This window comes from Shewanella sp. SM71 (assembly GCF_025653905.1).
Lineage (GTDB): Bacteria > Pseudomonadota > Gammaproteobacteria > Enterobacterales > Shewanellaceae > Shewanella > Shewanella oncorhynchi.
Map to the genome: position 1 here is coordinate 102,360 of NZ_JAKKRW010000006.1, position 15,843 is coordinate 118,202.

Sequence of the window (15,843 nt, forward strand, 5' to 3'; positions counted from 1 at the left end):
CATAGAGTTAATTCATGTTTAAACGATTTGAATCCTGGGTTGAAGCCCTACCCGATGATGAACCCACTAAACCACCCGCAGGGGTTTATGCTTTTTGTCGCCACTACACTAAGGGCTACGAACTGCCGCTGATCTTAATGTCAGTGCTGACCGCCATGCTGGCCATGCTTGAAGTGTCACTGTTCGGATTCATGGGCCAATTAGTAGATTGGCTGGTGAAAAAAAATCCCGAAACCTTATTCCAAGACGAAGGCACGACCTTAATGCTGATGGGAGGAATGGTGATAATTGTGATGCCAATATTGGTATTACTGCATGCGCTTATCATGCATCAAACCTTGCTCGGCAATTATCCTATGTCGATCCGCTGGCTCGCCCACCGTTATTTGCTGAAACAAAGTGTATCGTTTTATCAAGATGATTTTGCGGGCAGAATCGCCACGAAAGTGATGCAAACATCCTTAGCCGTGCGCGAAACTGTGATGAAATTGCTCGATGTGTTGGTATACATTTTAGTGTATTTCACCTCTATGCTGGTGATGATTGCCAGCGCTGATCTGCGCTTAGTCATACCTATGCTCGTCTGGCTTGCACTATATGTTGGTCTGCAATGGTACTTTGTGCCTAGACTAAAAAGTGTCTCTACCGAGCAAGCCGATGCGCGCTCAACCATGACAGGCCGTATCGTCGACAGCTATACCAACATCACCACAGTGAAGCTATTCGCTCACACACAGAAAGAAGCCGAATACGCCAAATCCAGTATGCGGATATTTTTAGACACGGTTTATCGCCAAATGCGCTTAGTGACGGGCATCAGCGTAAGCGTGCAAATCATCAACTATCTGTTGGCCTTTAGTATTGCAGCAGTATCGATAGCCCTATGGACCGATAGCGCAATCACGGTCGGCGCCATCGCCATTGCGGTCAGTTTAGCGCTGCGCTTAAACGGCATGTCACAGTGGATAATGTGGGAAATCAGTTCGTTATTCGAAAATATCGGCACGGTTACCGATGGAATGAACACCTTATCGAAAACAACGATCATCCAAGATGAGCCAAACGCCAAGGCGCTGGTCGTCAATCATGGCAAGATTGATTTCAACCAAGTGTGTTTCCATTACGGTGAGCAGACTGGCGTGATTGAAGATCTGAATTTGAATATTAAAGCAGGTGAAAAAGTTGGCTTAGTGGGGCGTTCTGGCGCGGGTAAATCGACCCTAGTGAATCTACTAATGCGATTCTACGATGTTGAAAAAGGTCAGATTAATATTGACGACCAAGACATCAAGATGGTTATGCAAGATTCACTGCGTTCGCAAATTGGCATGGTGACCCAAGATACCTCCCTCTTGCACCGCACCATCCGCGAGAATATTCTTTACGGCAATCCCAGTGCCAGTGAAGAGCAACTTGATCGCGCGATTAAACAAGCTCAAGCCTATGACTTTATTCAGGAACTCAGTGATCCTAACGGTAATCATGGCTTAGATGCCCAAGTGGGTGAACGCGGCGTAAAACTCTCTGGTGGCCAAAGACAGCGTATCGCCATCGCGCGGGTTTTATTGAAAAATGCGCCCATTTTACTGCTTGATGAAGCCACATCTGCGCTAGATTCCGAAGTCGAAGCTGCAATCCAAGAAAGTTTGTATGAATTAATGCAAGGCAAGACAGTGATCGCGATTGCCCATCGACTTTCTACTATTGCCGCGATGGACAGGTTAATTGTATTAGATCAAGGCCGAGTCGTTGAGCAAGGCACGCACCATGAACTCATCGCCGCAGGCGGTATTTATGCTCAATTATGGGCCCACCAAACCGGTGGATTCTTAGGTGTAGACTAAGCCAAAGGTAAGATGACGAAAGGCGACACTCAGCAGTGAGTGTCGCCTTTTTTATCTCAAATAAGTTTCCGCCTACTTCTACAAAGCTTCACTCTTACACTCGCCCGCATATTCACCGCAACGATACGCTATTCAGCTATTACAATAGCTACCGTAAGAACAGTTCACTTCAAACTTTACTCGTTGAACGATTGGAAGCATGAGATAAATCGCGATTAACGATTCAACTTATCAGTATTGAAAGTAGCTGCATTCAAAGTACCAACACACTGAACAATCTGAAAGGTGAGTTTGGGCCATGGGTTAGCGCAAGGTTAAGCAGGAAAACGCTTCGATAATCTTTATCACACGATTGAACAGAATGACTTCACCACACTAAGTAAGCCTCTCGAAGCATTATTTATCTTAATGTGGATGGTTTGAATTGTTGGGTAAATTCGGCAAATAACTCGGGGCGTATGACTCATAAATGAATCGGGGAGATCTCAATTTAATACTCAAAATTTAGACACAAAAAAACCACCTTGAGGTGGTTTATTGTCTTTAACCAAAGTTTCGATAAACCTTGATTAAAATTGGTATCCCCTAGGGGATTCGAACCCCTGTTACCGCCGTGAAAGGGCGGTGTCCTAGGCCTCTAGACGAAGGGGACCCGGACTTATGWTTTAACTCGTAACCGAGCTTTGTAACACATTCACTTCAGTAGGCTAGGAAGYAAATGYCTYGTTCTTACCAAACAACWCGTTAGTTATTTGCTAGGAACMACTCTCTATAAAATATAGATGGTATCCCCTAGGGGATTCGAACCCCTGTTACCGCCGTGAAAGGGCGGTGTCCTAGGCCTCTAGACGAAGGGGACCCGGACTTATGWTTTAACTCGTAACCGAGCTTTGTAACACATTCACTTCAGTAGGCTAGGAAGYAAATGCCTTGTTCTTACCAAACAACACGTTAGTTATTTGCTAGGAACCAAAATGTGGTATCCCCTAGGGGATTCGAACCCCTGTTACCGCCGTGAAAGGGCGGTGTCCTAGGCCTCTAGACGAAGGGGACCCGGACATATTAATTTGAACTTAACGTTCCCGTTTAACATCTACGGTCTCATAGGCACTCTTCTAAGTAGCGAAGTGTGCCTTGGGTGTATTAATTTAAACTTTCGTTTCTGCTTAATAAGGCAGTAAATTGGTGGAGCTACACGGGATCGAACCGTGGACCTCTTGCATGCCATGCAAGCGCTCTCCCAGCTGAGCTATAGCCCCAAATTTTTGTCAACACAGCTAACTTTAGCAGTATATGTATCAGCAGAAATTTAGATTTTGTTCTTACCAAACAACACGTTAGTTATTTGCTAGGAACCAATATTTGGTATCCCCTAGGGGATTCGAACCCCTGTTACCGCCGTGAAAGGGCGGTGTCCTAGGCCTCTAGACGAAGGGGACCCTGGACATATTAATTTGAACTTTTCACTAGAAAAGGTTCACGTTTAACATCTACGGTAAGTTTGGTGGAGCTACACGGGATCGAACCGTGGACCTCTTGCATGCCATGCAAGCGCTCTCCCAGCTGAGCTATAACCCCAAACCTATCGAACTACATTTAAGTGCACTGCAAGCATTTGCTCGACTGTGTCTCAACTGCGTGGCGCATTCTATGCAGCGCACCTAAAAGTGTCAACTCGTTTTTTTAGGAATTTATTCTATCTGCTACAAATTCAATCGCTTTGGATATTCTTTGCTCAGAACGGCTTCTTCCAATTAAAAATAGTGTGATATCTAAGCCTGGAGACTGCCCTGCCCCTGTTACTGCAACACGTAAAGGCATACCGACCTTACCCATACCCACATCTAATTCAGTCGCAGTATCTTCAATTGCCTGATGAATAGCTTCAGCTGTCCACTCAGTTAATGCTGATAATTTCTGTTGCACCAGTTGCAATGGCTCTAACGCAACACCGCGTAAATGCTTTTTCGCCTGTGCTTCATCAAACTCAGCAAAATCTTCATAGAAATAGCGGCTAGATGCGGCTAACTCTTTTAGAGTCTTAGCGCGCTCAGCTAATGCAGTGACCACTTCAGCTAATGCTGGGCCATTTGACAGATCAATTTTTTGATCGTCCATGTGCCATTGTAAGTGTGTTGCCACATATTCTGGATCTAGGCTCTTTATATAATGTTGGTTCAACCACACCAGTTTATCGGTATTAAAAGCAGAAGCGGCTTTGTTGATGTCACTCAACTTAAAGAATTGCTTCATTTCTTCTAATGAGAAAATCTCTTGGTCGCCATGTGACCAACCTAAACGCACTAAATAGTTCAGCAGTGCTTCTGGTAAATAGCCATCGTCACGGTACTGCATTACGCTAACAGCGCCATGGCGCTTGGACAACTTAGCGCCGTCATCACCTAGAATCATAGATACGTGTGCATATTCTGGGATCGGCGCCCCTAATGCTTTAAGAATGTTGATTTGACGCGGGGTATTGTTGATATGATCTTCACCACGCACCACACAAGTGATCCCCATATCCCAATCGTCAACCACCACACAGAAGTTATAAGTTGGCACGCCGTCGGTACGGGCGATGATCAAGTCATCTAATGCATCGTTAGAAAATTCAATCCGACCACGAACATGGTCATCAAATACCACTGAACCACCGATTGGATTTTTAAAACGCACCACAAATGGTTCATCAGTCTCGCGAGCGGGTAAGTCGCGACAGCAACCATCATACTTTTGTGCTTCACCGTTAGCGGCCTGTGATTCTCTTAAGGCATCGATTCGCTCACGTGAACAGTAACATTTATACGCTGTGCCCTTTTCTAACATTTGAGCAATGATTTCGTTATAACGGTCAAAACGCTTAGTTTGGTAATATGGGCCCTCGTCCCATGTCAAACCTAGCCAGTTCATGCCTTCTAAAATCGCATCGCAAGCGGCTTGAGTCGAACGCTCAATATCAGTGTCTTCAATACGTAATACAAACTCACCGTTATTGGCACGGGCTTGTAACCAAGAATAAAGTGCAGTACGGGCACCACCAACATGCAAGAAACCGGTAGGACTAGGGGCAAAACGCGTCTTAGTTGTCATAATGGGACACTAACCTATATAAAGTCGTCTAGATAAAGACAATCACGATAAAAAAAGTGGGCTTATTCTAACAGTCAAAGCAGGCGCTGCAAATGGGACAAGCTTCACAGTATCACTTATCTGGTTAAATCGTGTCGCGAATCCCTCCCTTTTATAGGGAAGCCAATATAAAGCGATATATAAAGGTGGCACTATTGCTATCACCACCATTGATGAATGCTAACACTTGAGAAGATTTTTCAGGCTTTATATTCCAACCCCTAAATCTCTACACCTATATTCCTTCGACTATAAATATCTGCGCCATCGAACACGCGCATCTATACACTATCAATGCACTCATGCTGTTAGTGCGCTAATTTTTATAAATCACTCACTTCCTCAGCACTTTTACCACAAAAAAGTCCGGTGAATGGGATGAGTTCAACTCGTATTTAATCGCGAGCGTCCAAATTACGTACCATTGACTGGCGAATTAAATAACACTTTGATCGGCGGCGTGATTAGCATTAAGCCAATGTGGACAAAAATAGCGCGACCAATGCTTTTTTCACTAAAAAGCGTTGACACTAGATCGAACCTCCCTATAATACGGCTCCACACAGCGAGGTCGATTAGCTCAGCTGGGAGAGCACCTCCCTTACAAGGAGGGGGTCACTGGTTCGAGCCCAGTATCGACCACCATATTTTCTACAAAGAAATTATGGCATACAAAATGTTATATCCCAGGTCGCTTAGCTCAGCTGGGAGAGCACCTCCCTTACAAGGAGGGGGTCACTGGTTCGAGCCCAGTAGCGACCACCATATAACTTAATGTATTAATGTGTAAAAGTCATTCCCAGGTCGCTTAGCTCAGCTGGGAGAGCACCTCCCTTACAAGGAGGGGGTCACTGGTTCGAGCCCAGTAGCGACCACCATTATTTAGTGAAGAATGACTTAAAAAATGTGTAATTTAAGAATGCCCAGGTCGCTTAGCTCAGCTGGGAGAGCACCTCCCTTACAAGGAGGGGGTCACTGGTTCGAGCCCAGTAGCGACCACCATATTCTGAAACACACATGTTATATCCCAGGTCGCTTAGCTCAGCTGGGAGAGCACCTCCCTTACAAGGAGGGGGTCACTGGTTCGAGCCCAGTAGCGACCACCATATTCTGCAACACACACGTTATATCCCAGGTCGCTTAGCTCAGCTGGGAGAGCACCTCCCTTACAAGGAGGGGGTCACTGGTTCGAGCCCAGTAGCGACCACCATAAATCTCCCCCAATAAACTTTACCCACGCGCTTACTCAACTATGCTTGATCTCAATCAGCGAGTGATAAATTATGCTGTTCGGCATTTTATACTTCGTTAAATACTAAGACTATCGACACTCAGCCTGATTTCATTCTGCTTTAGCATTTTTGGAGATCAACATTATGGCCAGCGTCAGTCAATCCGCTTCTCTTGCCAATATTGCCACTTATTTAAAGCATACCCACGCCTGCGATGAGCAAACGGCTCTAAAAGAAGCGCGGGAAGTCATGCATAATCTCGTCAGCATGCGCCAAAAAGGCTTTATTACCGGTTGGTACTTTGATGAACAAGGCCATTTAGCCTTGTTACCTAGCGATGCTATCCTTAAACGTATTCTTTTAGAGGATGACTAACAGCATCAAATGAATTGTGTCTTGATTGACTACGATAGCTATCGACTTAACCTCCATAGACTTCACATCTCACCTACACTTCTTCTCCTAAAGCAACCCACCACAATATTTGTCGTTATATCGCATACTTTTACGGCTTTTTTTGATCTCAAAATAACTAAGTTTGTTTAATTTATCTGCAACGACAAGAGCCGTCAATTTGGGGCCGAACTTCACTATGGGTGGGTTTCCACCCAAACACAAAATCACTGTGAGCGAGATCTCACCCACCAAACTAAAAGTGTGACAAATATCAAATGAACTACACTTTAGTAACCAAACACTTACAGAAGCCAGTGTAAGTTGGCGTGGTATTTGCCTTTAGTAAGACAGACCTCAGGGAAATCAAGGCTGTATTCCTACTCAAACTTGGTAACAAACTAACCAAGACTGAGGACAAATCCTAACAACAGAAAAAGGAACTCAAGATGATATTGAATCAACAAACTGGATTGACCCGTCCACTCAAAACCTTAGTCAAAATGCTCGCTGTTGCCTCCGTATTTGCGACCAGTTTTAACGTATTTGCAGAACCGATTGAAATTAAGTTTTCACACGTAGTGGCAGAAAACACACCTAAAGGCCAAATGGCACTTAAATTTAAAGAACTCGTTGAACAACGTTTACCAGGTGAATACAAAGTCAGTGTATTTCCTAGCTCACAGTTATTTGGGGATAACAACGAACTAGCGGCACTGCTGTTAAACGACGTACAATTTGTCGCGCCTTCACTCTCAAAGTTTGAGCGCTACACTAAACGTCTACAAATATTCGATTTACCTTTCCTATTCAATGATATGGATGCCGTGAACCGTTTCCAACAAGGTGAAGCTGGTCAAACATTACTGAACTCCATGAGCCGTAAAGGGATTGTCGGTCTGGGTTATTTACACAATGGTATGAAACAGTTCTCCTCTAATACACCACTTAAAAATCCTGCTGATGCAAAAGGCTTAAAATTCCGCGTTATGGCATCTGATGTTCTAGCAGCCCAGTTTGATGCTGTTGGTGCAATCCCTGTGAAAAAACCTTTCTCTGAAGTATTTACCCTACTTCAAACCCGCGCTATCGATGGTCAAGAAAACACTTGGTCAAATACTTATTCACAAAAGTTCTATGAAGTGCAAAGCCAAATCACTGAAAGTAATCACGGTGTTCTCGACTATATGGTCGTGACCTCTGACACTTTCTGGAAAGGTCTACCTGCTGACAAACGTAAGATCATCAAAGAAGCTTTAGACGAATCTATCGCATTAGGTAACAAGATTGCCGCTGAAAAAGACAATGAAGACAAAAAGTTAATCCTTGATTCTAAACGTTCACAGTTAGTGACTCTGTCTCCTGCTGAACGTCAAAAATGGGTTGAGGTAATGAAACCTGTTTGGGCTAAGTTTGAAGATCAAATCGGTAAAGATGTGATTGATGCTGCTGTAGCTGCAAATAAATAATAATGATGATAGTCGCCTAAGCTCAACCGAGCTTAGGCGACCATTTCAGCGAGGGGATTATGGCTGTGATATCGCGAATATTTGGTTATATTGAAGAAGGTGTGCTCAATTTATTGATCACTCTGATGACGCTGTTAGTGTTTTCAGAAGTCGTCGCTCGCTTCTTCTTCAACACGGGTTTTCTTTGGATCCAAGAACTTACATTAACCTTTTGCGGTTGGTTTGTGTTATTTGGTATGTCCTATGGGGTTAAAGTCGGTGCCCATATTGGTGTCGATGCGTTTGTTAAAAATTTAGCGCCAAAGGCTAAAAAGATAGTATCTCTTATTACCGCCTTTGTTTGTATCGTCTATTGCGGACTCTTTTTAAAAGGCAGTTGGGATTACTTAAGCCAGATGTATCAAATCGGTTTGCCTATGGAAGACATACATTTCCCACAATTTATATTAAAAAGCCTCGATCCAGATTTTGCTTGGAACACTTTAAAAATCGATATTGAAGATGGCGCAATACCGATTTGGTTATCTCAAAGTATTTTAATCATTGGCTTTTTTATGTTGACTTGGCGTTTCGTCGAACTCTTTATCGCCATTCTGCGTGACCAAGTCTCAGGCTTCCAATTTGCCGATGAAGCGAAAGAAAGTATGCATTTAATCGATGAGAGCGCTAAAAACGCTAAAGTAGATCCAGTCTCTGACCAAAAGGAGGCTAAATAATGGCTATTGCAACCCTATTTACCGCCCTATTCGTATGTATGTTTCTCGGTATGCCTATCGCTATCGCATTAGGTTTTTCCAGCATGCTGACGATTTTATTGTTCTCGAATGACTCCTTAGCTTCAGTTGCACTCAAGCTGTATGAGTCTTCATCAGAGCATTACACTTTACTCGCAATCCCCTTCTTTATTCTGTCATCCGCCTTCCTATCAACGGGTGGTGTTGCTAGACGGATTATCGATTTTGCCATGGACAGTATTGGACATGTCCGTGGTGGATTAGCAATGGCATCCGTTATGGCATGTATGCTGTTTGCTGCAGTTTCTGGATCATCTCCTGCGACTGTTGCGGCAATTGGTTCTATCGTCATAGTCGGCATGGTAAAAGCAGGTTATCCCGAAAAATTTGCTGCAGGCGTGATCACGACCTCTGGCACTCTCGGGATTTTGATCCCACCTTCAATCGTCATGTTAGTGTATGCCGCAGCAACTGAAGTGTCGGCTGCAAAAATGTTTATGGCAGGCTTAATCCCAGGTTTAATGATGGGATTTATATTGATGATCGTCATTTATATCGTTGCCCGCTTTAAAAACTTGCCCTCACGTCCTTTTCCTGGCGTTAAACAACTGGGGATTTCAAGTGCCAAGGCTATGGGTGGATTAGCACTCATCTTTATCGTATTAGGCTCTATCTATGGTGGCGTCGCTAGCCCAACCGAAGCATCAGCTGTGGCTTGTGTATATGCTTACCTTATTGCGGTATTTGGCTACCGTGATATCGGGCCATTAAAAGACGTGGCATGGCGTAATCAAGGTGAAAACTTAGCCAAAGCAACTGCGCGTAACTTAGGCCATATGTTCTTAGGACTGATTAAAACGCCTATCGACAAAGACATACGTCATGTTGTGCGCGATGGTGCCAAGGTCAGTATCATGCTGCTGTTTATCATAGCTAACGCTATGCTATTTGCGCATGTATTAACCACAGAACGTATCCCTCACATTATTGCTGAGTATATTGTTAGCATGGGTTTACCCGCCTGGGGATTCCTGATCATCGTTAACTTACTGTTGCTTGCTGCCGGTAACTTTATGGAGCCATCGGCAATTGTACTCATTATGGCGCCAATTCTGTTCCCTATTGCAACGCAATTAGGCATAGATCCTATCCACTTAGGTATCATAATGGTCGTGAACATGGAGATCGGTATGCTAACGCCGCCGGTGGGACTCAATCTCTTTGTCACCGCGGGGATCACGGGGCGCAGTATTGGTTGGGTGATTCAGTCGGTTCTGCCTTGGTTACTCGTGATGCTAGCCTTCTTAGCCCTGATTACTTATGTACCACAGATTTCACTCTTCTTACCTGAATGGTTGGATTCGATGCGTGGATATTAGTCTGCAATTCAAGGTTGTGAGATTACCCCTTGATTACAGATAGATTTTAAGCGAGCCTAGTCAGGCTCGCTTTGTTTTATTATGCGCAGTATCAGTTATTGATCCCGTTGCTTTATCAGGATAACCACCATGTTGCCCATGACGCCTAAGGCCAAGAAACGCCTCTTTCTGACCGTTGTGTTACTTGCAGGCCTATTTGCAACCCTCAAACTGACCTACTGGGTGCATTTGCATCAAGGTAAAATCGAGATCCAAAAGCAATCGGAGAAACAACTAAAGGAATTAGTCAGTTTTCTCGATGGTGCACTATCGCGCTACGAAAGTATTCCCCACGTGCTCTCGACTAACCCAATGCTCGCCAATGTCCTGAACGACCAGCAGAATCCTGATAAAGTCCAAGAGCTTAATTTATATCTCGAAGAAATTCAGCATGTCACCGAAGCATCCGATATCTATCTGATTGATGCCTTAGGTATCGCCATTGCCGCCAGTAACTGGCAACAAAGTTTTTCCTTTATTGGCAAGGACTACTCCTTTAGACCCTATTACACAGATGCTATCTCGGGCAATCTAGGCCGTTATTATGCAGTGGGTACCAGCTCAGATAAGCGCGGATTTTATTTCTCTTACCCTATTTATCAACAAGGTGGTAAAGGCATACTTGGAGCCATCATAGTCAAAGTTAATATTGCCGACATAGAGCAACAAAGTACCAGTATCGCGATTGCGGGTCAGTATCAGTTCCTTATCAGTGATCCTGAAGATATCGTCTTTATTTCCAGTATCGATGAATGGCGGTTAAAATCACTAACCCCGCTTACCCAAGCCAAGCAATATGCCCTTAATGCCTCAAAACGCTATGCAGAACGTCCCATAGGAGAGTTGTTGATGAAGCCGCCCTATGAAAGTGGTAGTCAAGCTATGCTATACCAACTGCAAACGGGTACAGACCATGAACAATACATGGACATCCACCAATCAATGGCTAAGGCAGGCTGGCGAGTACACATCTTAGCGCCAATCAAACCTTTACTGACCTCTTTGCCCGCGCTGATGTTACTGTCAGCTAGTATTTATCTTTTGCTGGCACTCAGCATCCTATTTAACGCCGAGCGCCGTCGCAATCTACACCGAATGCAACTAGCGCAAAGCCTGTTAGAACAGCGAGTTGAAGAACGCACTCAGGACTTACAGCAAGCCAACAATCAGCTCAAAGATACTCAAGACGAGCTGATCCAAGCGGCAAAACTGACAGTGATCGGCAGTTTATCCGCCAGTATTAACCATGAACTCAATCAACCACTCGCGGCACTTCGCAGCTATGCCCAAAATACCCAAACTTTTCTCGCACGTGATATGCAAGATAAGGCACTGGATAATATCAAGATTATTATTGAACTTACCGATAGATTAGCCGATATTGTTGGGCAATTTAAAAGCTTTACCCGCAAGAGCCAAGGCGCTGATAGCGCAACCGATATTGGCCGCTGTATCAAGCAAGCCCTGACCATAGTTCAACCTGCAATTGATAAACAGGGTGTTGAACTCGATGTGCAATTACCCAACGGCAACTATCAGGTTTGGGGCGATAAGGTTAGATTACAACAAGTGTTTGTCAACATTATGAGCAACGCCATTGTCGCTATGCAACAATCGGTTAAACGCCAATTGGTTATCCGCGTGACCAGTGAAGATAAGTTTTGCATCAGCATCCAAGATTCAGGCCCGGGTGTACGTGAAAGCCAAATGGAGAAAATCTTCGAACCCTACTTTACCACCAACGAACGGCACGGATTGGGGCTAGGCTTATCGATTTCACAACGTATTATCGAATCCATGCAAGGCCAAATTAACGTTGCCAATGCCGAAGAGGGTGGCGCTATTTTCCAGATTATTTTACCTATTTACTTGCTCGAGGAACGTTAGTTTTATGAGTGTGCCCAATTCAATTCAAGATTATTCTGTTCTCATCATCGACGATGAGCCGCACATAGGCACAGTTCTCGTGCAACTATTTGAACTGGAGGGCATTAAGGCGCTCGCCACCACAGAACCCAAAGGTATCGCTAAGTTGCTGCATAAAGATTGGGCGGGAATGGTGATATCGGATGTCAACATGCCACAATTAGACGGCATCAGCTTAATGCAACAAATCCGTCTGCAAGATCCCGATCTCCCCGTTGTCCTACTCACTGGTTTTGGTGATATTGCCATGGCAGTAAATGCGTTAAAACAAGGCGCCTACGACTTCCTCGAAAAACCCTTTAATAACGAACATATACTCGATGTGGTTAAACGCGCCTTAGAAAAACGCAGTCTGACCTTAGAGAACCGCAAGCTTAAAAAGGATCTCGAAAGCCAAAGCGTACCGGGCCCTCGTATTTTGGGCAACAGTGTCGGCATCAACCGTATGCGCCACATCATAACGCAAGTGATAGATACGCCTGCGGATGTGTTAATTGAAGGCGAAACAGGTACAGGTAAAGAACTTGTCGCCCGCTATTTACACGACCACAGCAGCCGCAGCCAAGCCAACTTTGTCGCCATAAACTGTGGTGCAATCCCCGAAAACCTGATTGAAAGTGAACTCTTTGGCGCCGAAGCGGGGGCCTTTACTGGCGTCGATAAGATGCGCATTGGCAAATTTGAATATGCCAATGGTGGCACGTTATTTTTAGATGAAATTGAAAGTACGCCACTGTCTCTGCAAGTAAAACTGCTGCGAGTGCTTGAAGATCGTAAGGTTGAACGTTTAGGTTCTAACAAGAGCATCAACTTAGATATTCGCGTGATAGCGGCTACAAAAGTCGATTTAAAAGGTCTGTGTGACACCGGGGAATTTCGCCAAGACTTGTTGTATCGCTTAAATCTGGTGACTGTGCCCATCCCTCCCCTGAGAGATCGTCGTGAAGATATTCCGTTACTCTTTTTACACTTTGCCCGCGTCGCATCGGCACGCTATCACAAAGCGCTTATCGCCTTAAATGCGGAGCAAAACGCGATACTTACTTCCCACGACTGGCCAGGCAATGTGCGTGAGTTACGTAATCTCGCCGAACGCTTTGTGCTGCTGGGCGGAGAAGCCGCCTTTGCTGGCACATTAGGCAATACTCCCAGCCTGCACTCGAGTATGTCCCTGCTACAAAGGGTAGAGTTTTTTGAACGGGTACTGATTGAAGAAGCACTTAGCCACAACAAGGGCAGTATTAAGCAGACCATGGAGCAGCTAGAACTGCCCCGCAAAACCCTCTACGACAAAATGCGTAAATACGATTTAGACCGCAAACAATACATTAATTCCGATGACTAAAGGACATATTTAAGCTTTAGACTAACGCCCGTTTGACATGAGTTTGATGGTAATGCAAACGGGTGATTGCTAAGGCGATCAAGGCTAATAAGGTTAACGATCCCATCACCACACCGCGCCACTGCGCCTCATGCCAAAACATCATCAAATAAGGGCCGCCAATCGCAGCACCTAAGTAATAACAACATAAATAGAGTGACGTCGCCTTAGCTCGATCACGACTGGCCCGCATTGCAACAAAGGAATTACAGCAACTGTGGGTAAGGAAGAACCCACAGGCGGTCATTAAAAAACCTAAGCTAATGGTTAAGGTCGTATCAAACAGGGTCAGTAAACTGCCGAGTAACATCACGCACCAAGACCACTGATACAACTTATGTTGACCAAATTTGGCGAGCCATTTCGCAGTAAAATACGAAGCGACAGTCCCGCTGGAATAACACAGGAAAATCAAGGTGGCTTGGAAACGACTCCATTCATAGGGTGGAGCCATCAAATGCAGTTGAATAAAACTAAATTGATTCACCATCATCATAAAGGTCAAGCCGCCAATTGCGTAGACCAAACGCATTTGCGCATCGGTGAGATGATGACTAAAGCCATGAAGATCTTGCGCTAAACGGGCGCGTTTTGATAAGGAAGGCTCAGTGTTACTGGGTGACATCGACTGCGCATCGGCAAGTGAAGGCAGTAAATAGTTCACTAAAGCCACCCCCGCTAACGTTACTAGAAACAGCAACCACATAGATTCTTGCCAAGATAAAAACTGCGACATTAAACCACCGAGCAGACGTCCAACAATCCCGCCAATACTGTTCGCCATAATATAAATACCTGCGGCTTTCAGCATAGTGCTTGGTGATAATTGCTCCTTAAAGTATGCCATAGCAATCGCAGGTACGGCAGCGAGTAATGCACCTTGTAGCAATCGCACTAGCACTAATCCATTAAAATCCGGCGCCCAGATTAATAGTAAGTTAGACAATGCCAATAACCACAAGCTGACAATGATTGGAGTGTGTCGACCGATACGATCTGACAGTACCGCATACAAGAGCAATGAAAAGGCTAAGGAAAAACTGGTTACCGACAGGATTAACGTCGCTTTAGAGCCTGATACCGCAAAATGTTCCGCAATCAGCGGCAACATGCCTTGCATTAAATACAAGTTGATATAGACCACCACTGAAGCGACGCAGAGCGCCCACATCAATCGGGTGTCACGCTGTTTATTGTCAATCATAGTATCTAATACGGCTTGCACGGGAGCCTCGACCAAGTATCACTCATAGGATAGACAAAGATTATCACTGGGCATAACATAACAATAATAGATAATATCTATCGTAATCATTGATTTTTGTTATAGAAATAGCGCGCCAAAAGTACACATCTTGCCACTGATAAAATAGTACGAGCCCGATTAATGGATATTCGCCAACTCAAACATTTAGATGCCCTTGCCAATACCGGCAGCTTTACCGCCGCAGCCAAGAAACTGAATATGGCTCAGCCCGCGTTAAGTCAAAGTATCAAGCGCTTAGAGGTCGCACTCGGCGTCACCTTAGTCAATCGTACGAGCAACAAGAATGATAAACTGCTCACACTCACGGCCGAAGGTATAGTCCTGCATCAACACGCCACTTTGATCCTAAAACAAGTTAAGCAGGCCGAAGCGCAAATCCGCGCCATGGCCAATCTCACCTCGGGAGAGGTCCGCATTGCCGTGCCGGGCATGCTGGGTTCTTTCTATCTCCCCTCGCGCTTAATGGCTTTTCGGCATAAGTACCCCGAGTTGAAACTATCACTGTTTGAAGGCGGGACGCGGGATGCACTGCGCATGTTGCAACAGGAAGAAGTGGATATTGCGATCATTACCGCCCAAGACCTACAACCCGAATTTGATAGTCAGCTGTTGATCCGTGAGCAAATGGTGATCGCCATGGGTGCTGAACACCCTTTAGCGGAACATAGCGCTGTGAGTCTACATGACTTTTTCGGCCATGAATTAGTGATGTTCAAGACAGGTTATTTCCACCGTGAGTGGATACTCTCTCAAGCCAAAGAATTAGGCAAAAAGCCCAATATTGCCTTCGAGACCAATTTGATTAATCTGATTAAACAGATTGTTTCCCAAGGATTTGGGATCACCAGTGTACTTGAGATGGCGATAAGCTCAAAAGATGACATTTTAGCCAAACCCTTCGATCCACCGGTATTTTTAAACCTCCATATTGCATGGAAAAAGCAGCGTCCCGTCAGCCAAGCAGACCGCGCCTTTGTCGATTTTTTAATGTCAAATCGCTAACACAAACCAGCAAATGCAAAAAGGGCTGATATCAATATCAGC

At 44.8% G+C, this 15,843-nt stretch carries 10 protein-coding genes and 12 tRNA genes; 14 read left to right on the plus strand and 8 right to left on the minus strand.

The annotated features are described in order from the left end of the window. The first annotated feature begins 14 nt into the window (after window positions 1-14). Complete coding sequence (locus L5L97_RS07660; RefSeq protein ID WP_263181584.1) at window positions 15-1,844, plus strand: ABC transporter ATP-binding protein; 1,830 nt, start codon at window positions 15-17, stop codon at window positions 1,842-1,844. A 576-nt stretch (window positions 1,845-2,420) separates the two neighbouring features. On the opposite strand, the gene L5L97_RS07665 is transcribed toward L5L97_RS07660, so the two are convergent. From L5L97_RS07665 to gltX, 7 genes are all read right to left on the minus strand, one after another. After that, a tRNA-Glu gene (locus L5L97_RS07665) sits at window positions 2,421-2,496 on the minus strand. A gap of 131 nt (window positions 2,497-2,627) precedes the next feature. Then, window positions 2,628-2,703: transfer RNA gene (locus L5L97_RS07670), tRNA-Glu, on the minus strand. 118 nt (window positions 2,704-2,821) lie between these two features. Further along, window positions 2,822-2,897 (minus strand) — tRNA-Glu (locus tag L5L97_RS07675). A 130-nt stretch (window positions 2,898-3,027) separates the two neighbouring features. Next, window positions 3,028-3,103 (minus strand) — tRNA-Ala (locus L5L97_RS07680). A gap of 104 nt (window positions 3,104-3,207) precedes the next feature. Then, window positions 3,208-3,283, minus strand: a tRNA-Glu gene (locus L5L97_RS07685). Window positions 3,284-3,346: 63 nt separating this feature from the next. Further along, window positions 3,347-3,422: transfer RNA gene (locus L5L97_RS07690), tRNA-Ala, on the minus strand. Between the two features lie 105 nt (window positions 3,423-3,527). Continuing rightward, the gene (gene gltX / locus L5L97_RS07695) at window positions 3,528-4,937 is read right to left on the minus strand and encodes a glutamate--tRNA ligase (protein ID WP_105252064.1); all 1,410 of its coding nucleotides are present in this window, start codon (window positions 4,935-4,937) and stop codon (window positions 3,528-3,530) included. Between the two features lie 608 nt (window positions 4,938-5,545). Between gltX and L5L97_RS07700 the strand changes: the two genes are divergently transcribed. The 12 genes from L5L97_RS07700 (at window position 5,546) to L5L97_RS07755 (ending at window position 13,493) form a co-directional block, all read left to right on the plus strand. Next, window positions 5,546-5,621: transfer RNA gene (locus L5L97_RS07700), tRNA-Val, on the plus strand. A 44-nt stretch (window positions 5,622-5,665) separates the two neighbouring features. After that, window positions 5,666-5,741, plus strand: a tRNA-Val gene (locus L5L97_RS07705). Window positions 5,742-5,778: 37 nt separating this feature from the next. Continuing rightward, a tRNA-Val gene (locus tag L5L97_RS07710) sits at window positions 5,779-5,854 on the plus strand. A gap of 48 nt (window positions 5,855-5,902) precedes the next feature. Next, window positions 5,903-5,978, plus strand: a tRNA-Val gene (locus L5L97_RS07715). 28 nt (window positions 5,979-6,006) lie between these two features. Beyond that, window positions 6,007-6,082: transfer RNA gene (locus L5L97_RS07720), tRNA-Val, on the plus strand. Window positions 6,083-6,110: 28 nt separating this feature from the next. Then, window positions 6,111-6,186: transfer RNA gene (locus tag L5L97_RS07725), tRNA-Val, on the plus strand. A 166-nt stretch (window positions 6,187-6,352) separates the two neighbouring features. Beyond that, on the plus strand, window positions 6,353-6,583 hold the full coding sequence (locus tag L5L97_RS07730) for a hypothetical protein (RefSeq protein WP_105252063.1): 231 nt from the start codon (window positions 6,353-6,355) through the stop codon (window positions 6,581-6,583). 467 nt (window positions 6,584-7,050) lie between these two features. Next, a complete protein-coding gene (locus tag L5L97_RS07735) occupies window positions 7,051-8,070 on the plus strand; it encodes a TRAP transporter substrate-binding protein (RefSeq protein ID WP_173497703.1) in 1,020 nt (339 codons plus the stop codon). Window positions 8,071-8,129: 59 nt separating this feature from the next. After that, entirely contained in the window at window positions 8,130-8,786 is a 657-nt protein-coding gene (locus L5L97_RS07740; RefSeq protein ID WP_173497702.1) for a TRAP transporter small permease, read from the plus strand. Then, a complete protein-coding gene (locus L5L97_RS07745) occupies window positions 8,786-10,183 on the plus strand; it encodes a TRAP transporter large permease (RefSeq protein WP_028761090.1) in 1,398 nt (465 codons plus the stop codon). Before L5L97_RS07740 ends, L5L97_RS07745 begins: the two co-directional genes overlap by 1 nt. A gap of 129 nt (window positions 10,184-10,312) precedes the next feature. Continuing rightward, window positions 10,313-12,109 carry an ATP-binding protein gene (locus L5L97_RS07750; protein ID WP_028761091.1) on the plus strand — a complete coding sequence of 599 codons (1,797 nt, stop codon included), beginning with the start codon at window positions 10,313-10,315 and terminating at the stop codon, window positions 12,107-12,109. 4 nt (window positions 12,110-12,113) lie between these two features. Then, window positions 12,114-13,493 (plus strand): sigma-54-dependent transcriptional regulator, encoded by a 1,380-nt coding sequence (locus L5L97_RS07755; RefSeq protein ID WP_028761092.1) that lies wholly within the window; start codon window positions 12,114-12,116, stop codon window positions 13,491-13,493. Between the two features lie 16 nt (window positions 13,494-13,509). On the opposite strand, the gene L5L97_RS07760 is transcribed toward L5L97_RS07755, so the two are convergent. Then, the gene (locus L5L97_RS07760; protein WP_113941015.1) at window positions 13,510-14,757 is read right to left on the minus strand and encodes an MFS transporter; all 1,248 of its coding nucleotides are present in this window, start codon (window positions 14,755-14,757) and stop codon (window positions 13,510-13,512) included. A gap of 162 nt (window positions 14,758-14,919) precedes the next feature. Here L5L97_RS07760 and L5L97_RS07765 point away from each other — a divergent pair, with 162 nt between their 5' ends. Further along, window positions 14,920-15,801: a LysR family transcriptional regulator gene (locus L5L97_RS07765; RefSeq protein ID WP_263181585.1), complete on the plus strand. Its 882-nt coding sequence runs from the start codon at window positions 14,920-14,922 to the stop codon at window positions 15,799-15,801. Window positions 15,802-15,843: the final 42 nt, after the last annotated feature.

Coding starts and splice junctions, on each gene's coding strand:
- L5L97_RS07765 (WP_263181585.1), top strand. CDS start 14,920: ATGGATATTCGCCAACTCAAACATTTAGATGCCCTTGCCAATACCGGC.
- L5L97_RS07735 (WP_173497703.1), top strand. CDS start 7,051: ATGATATTGAATCAACAAACTGGATTGACCCGTCCACTCAAAACCTTA.
- L5L97_RS07745 (WP_028761090.1), top strand. CDS start 8,786: ATGGCTATTGCAACCCTATTTACCGCCCTATTCGTATGTATGTTTCTC.
- L5L97_RS07660 (WP_263181584.1), top strand. CDS start 15: ATGTTTAAACGATTTGAATCCTGGGTTGAAGCCCTACCCGATGATGAA.
- L5L97_RS07740 (WP_173497702.1), top strand. CDS start 8,130: ATGGCTGTGATATCGCGAATATTTGGTTATATTGAAGAAGGTGTGCTC.
- L5L97_RS07750 (WP_028761091.1), top strand. CDS start 10,313: ATGTTGCCCATGACGCCTAAGGCCAAGAAACGCCTCTTTCTGACCGTT.
- gltX (WP_105252064.1), bottom strand. CDS start 4,937: ATGACAACTAAGACGCGTTTTGCCCCTAGTCCTACCGGTTTCTTGCAT.
- L5L97_RS07730 (WP_105252063.1), top strand. CDS start 6,353: ATGGCCAGCGTCAGTCAATCCGCTTCTCTTGCCAATATTGCCACTTAT.
- L5L97_RS07755 (WP_028761092.1), top strand. CDS start 12,114: ATGAGTGTGCCCAATTCAATTCAAGATTATTCTGTTCTCATCATCGAC.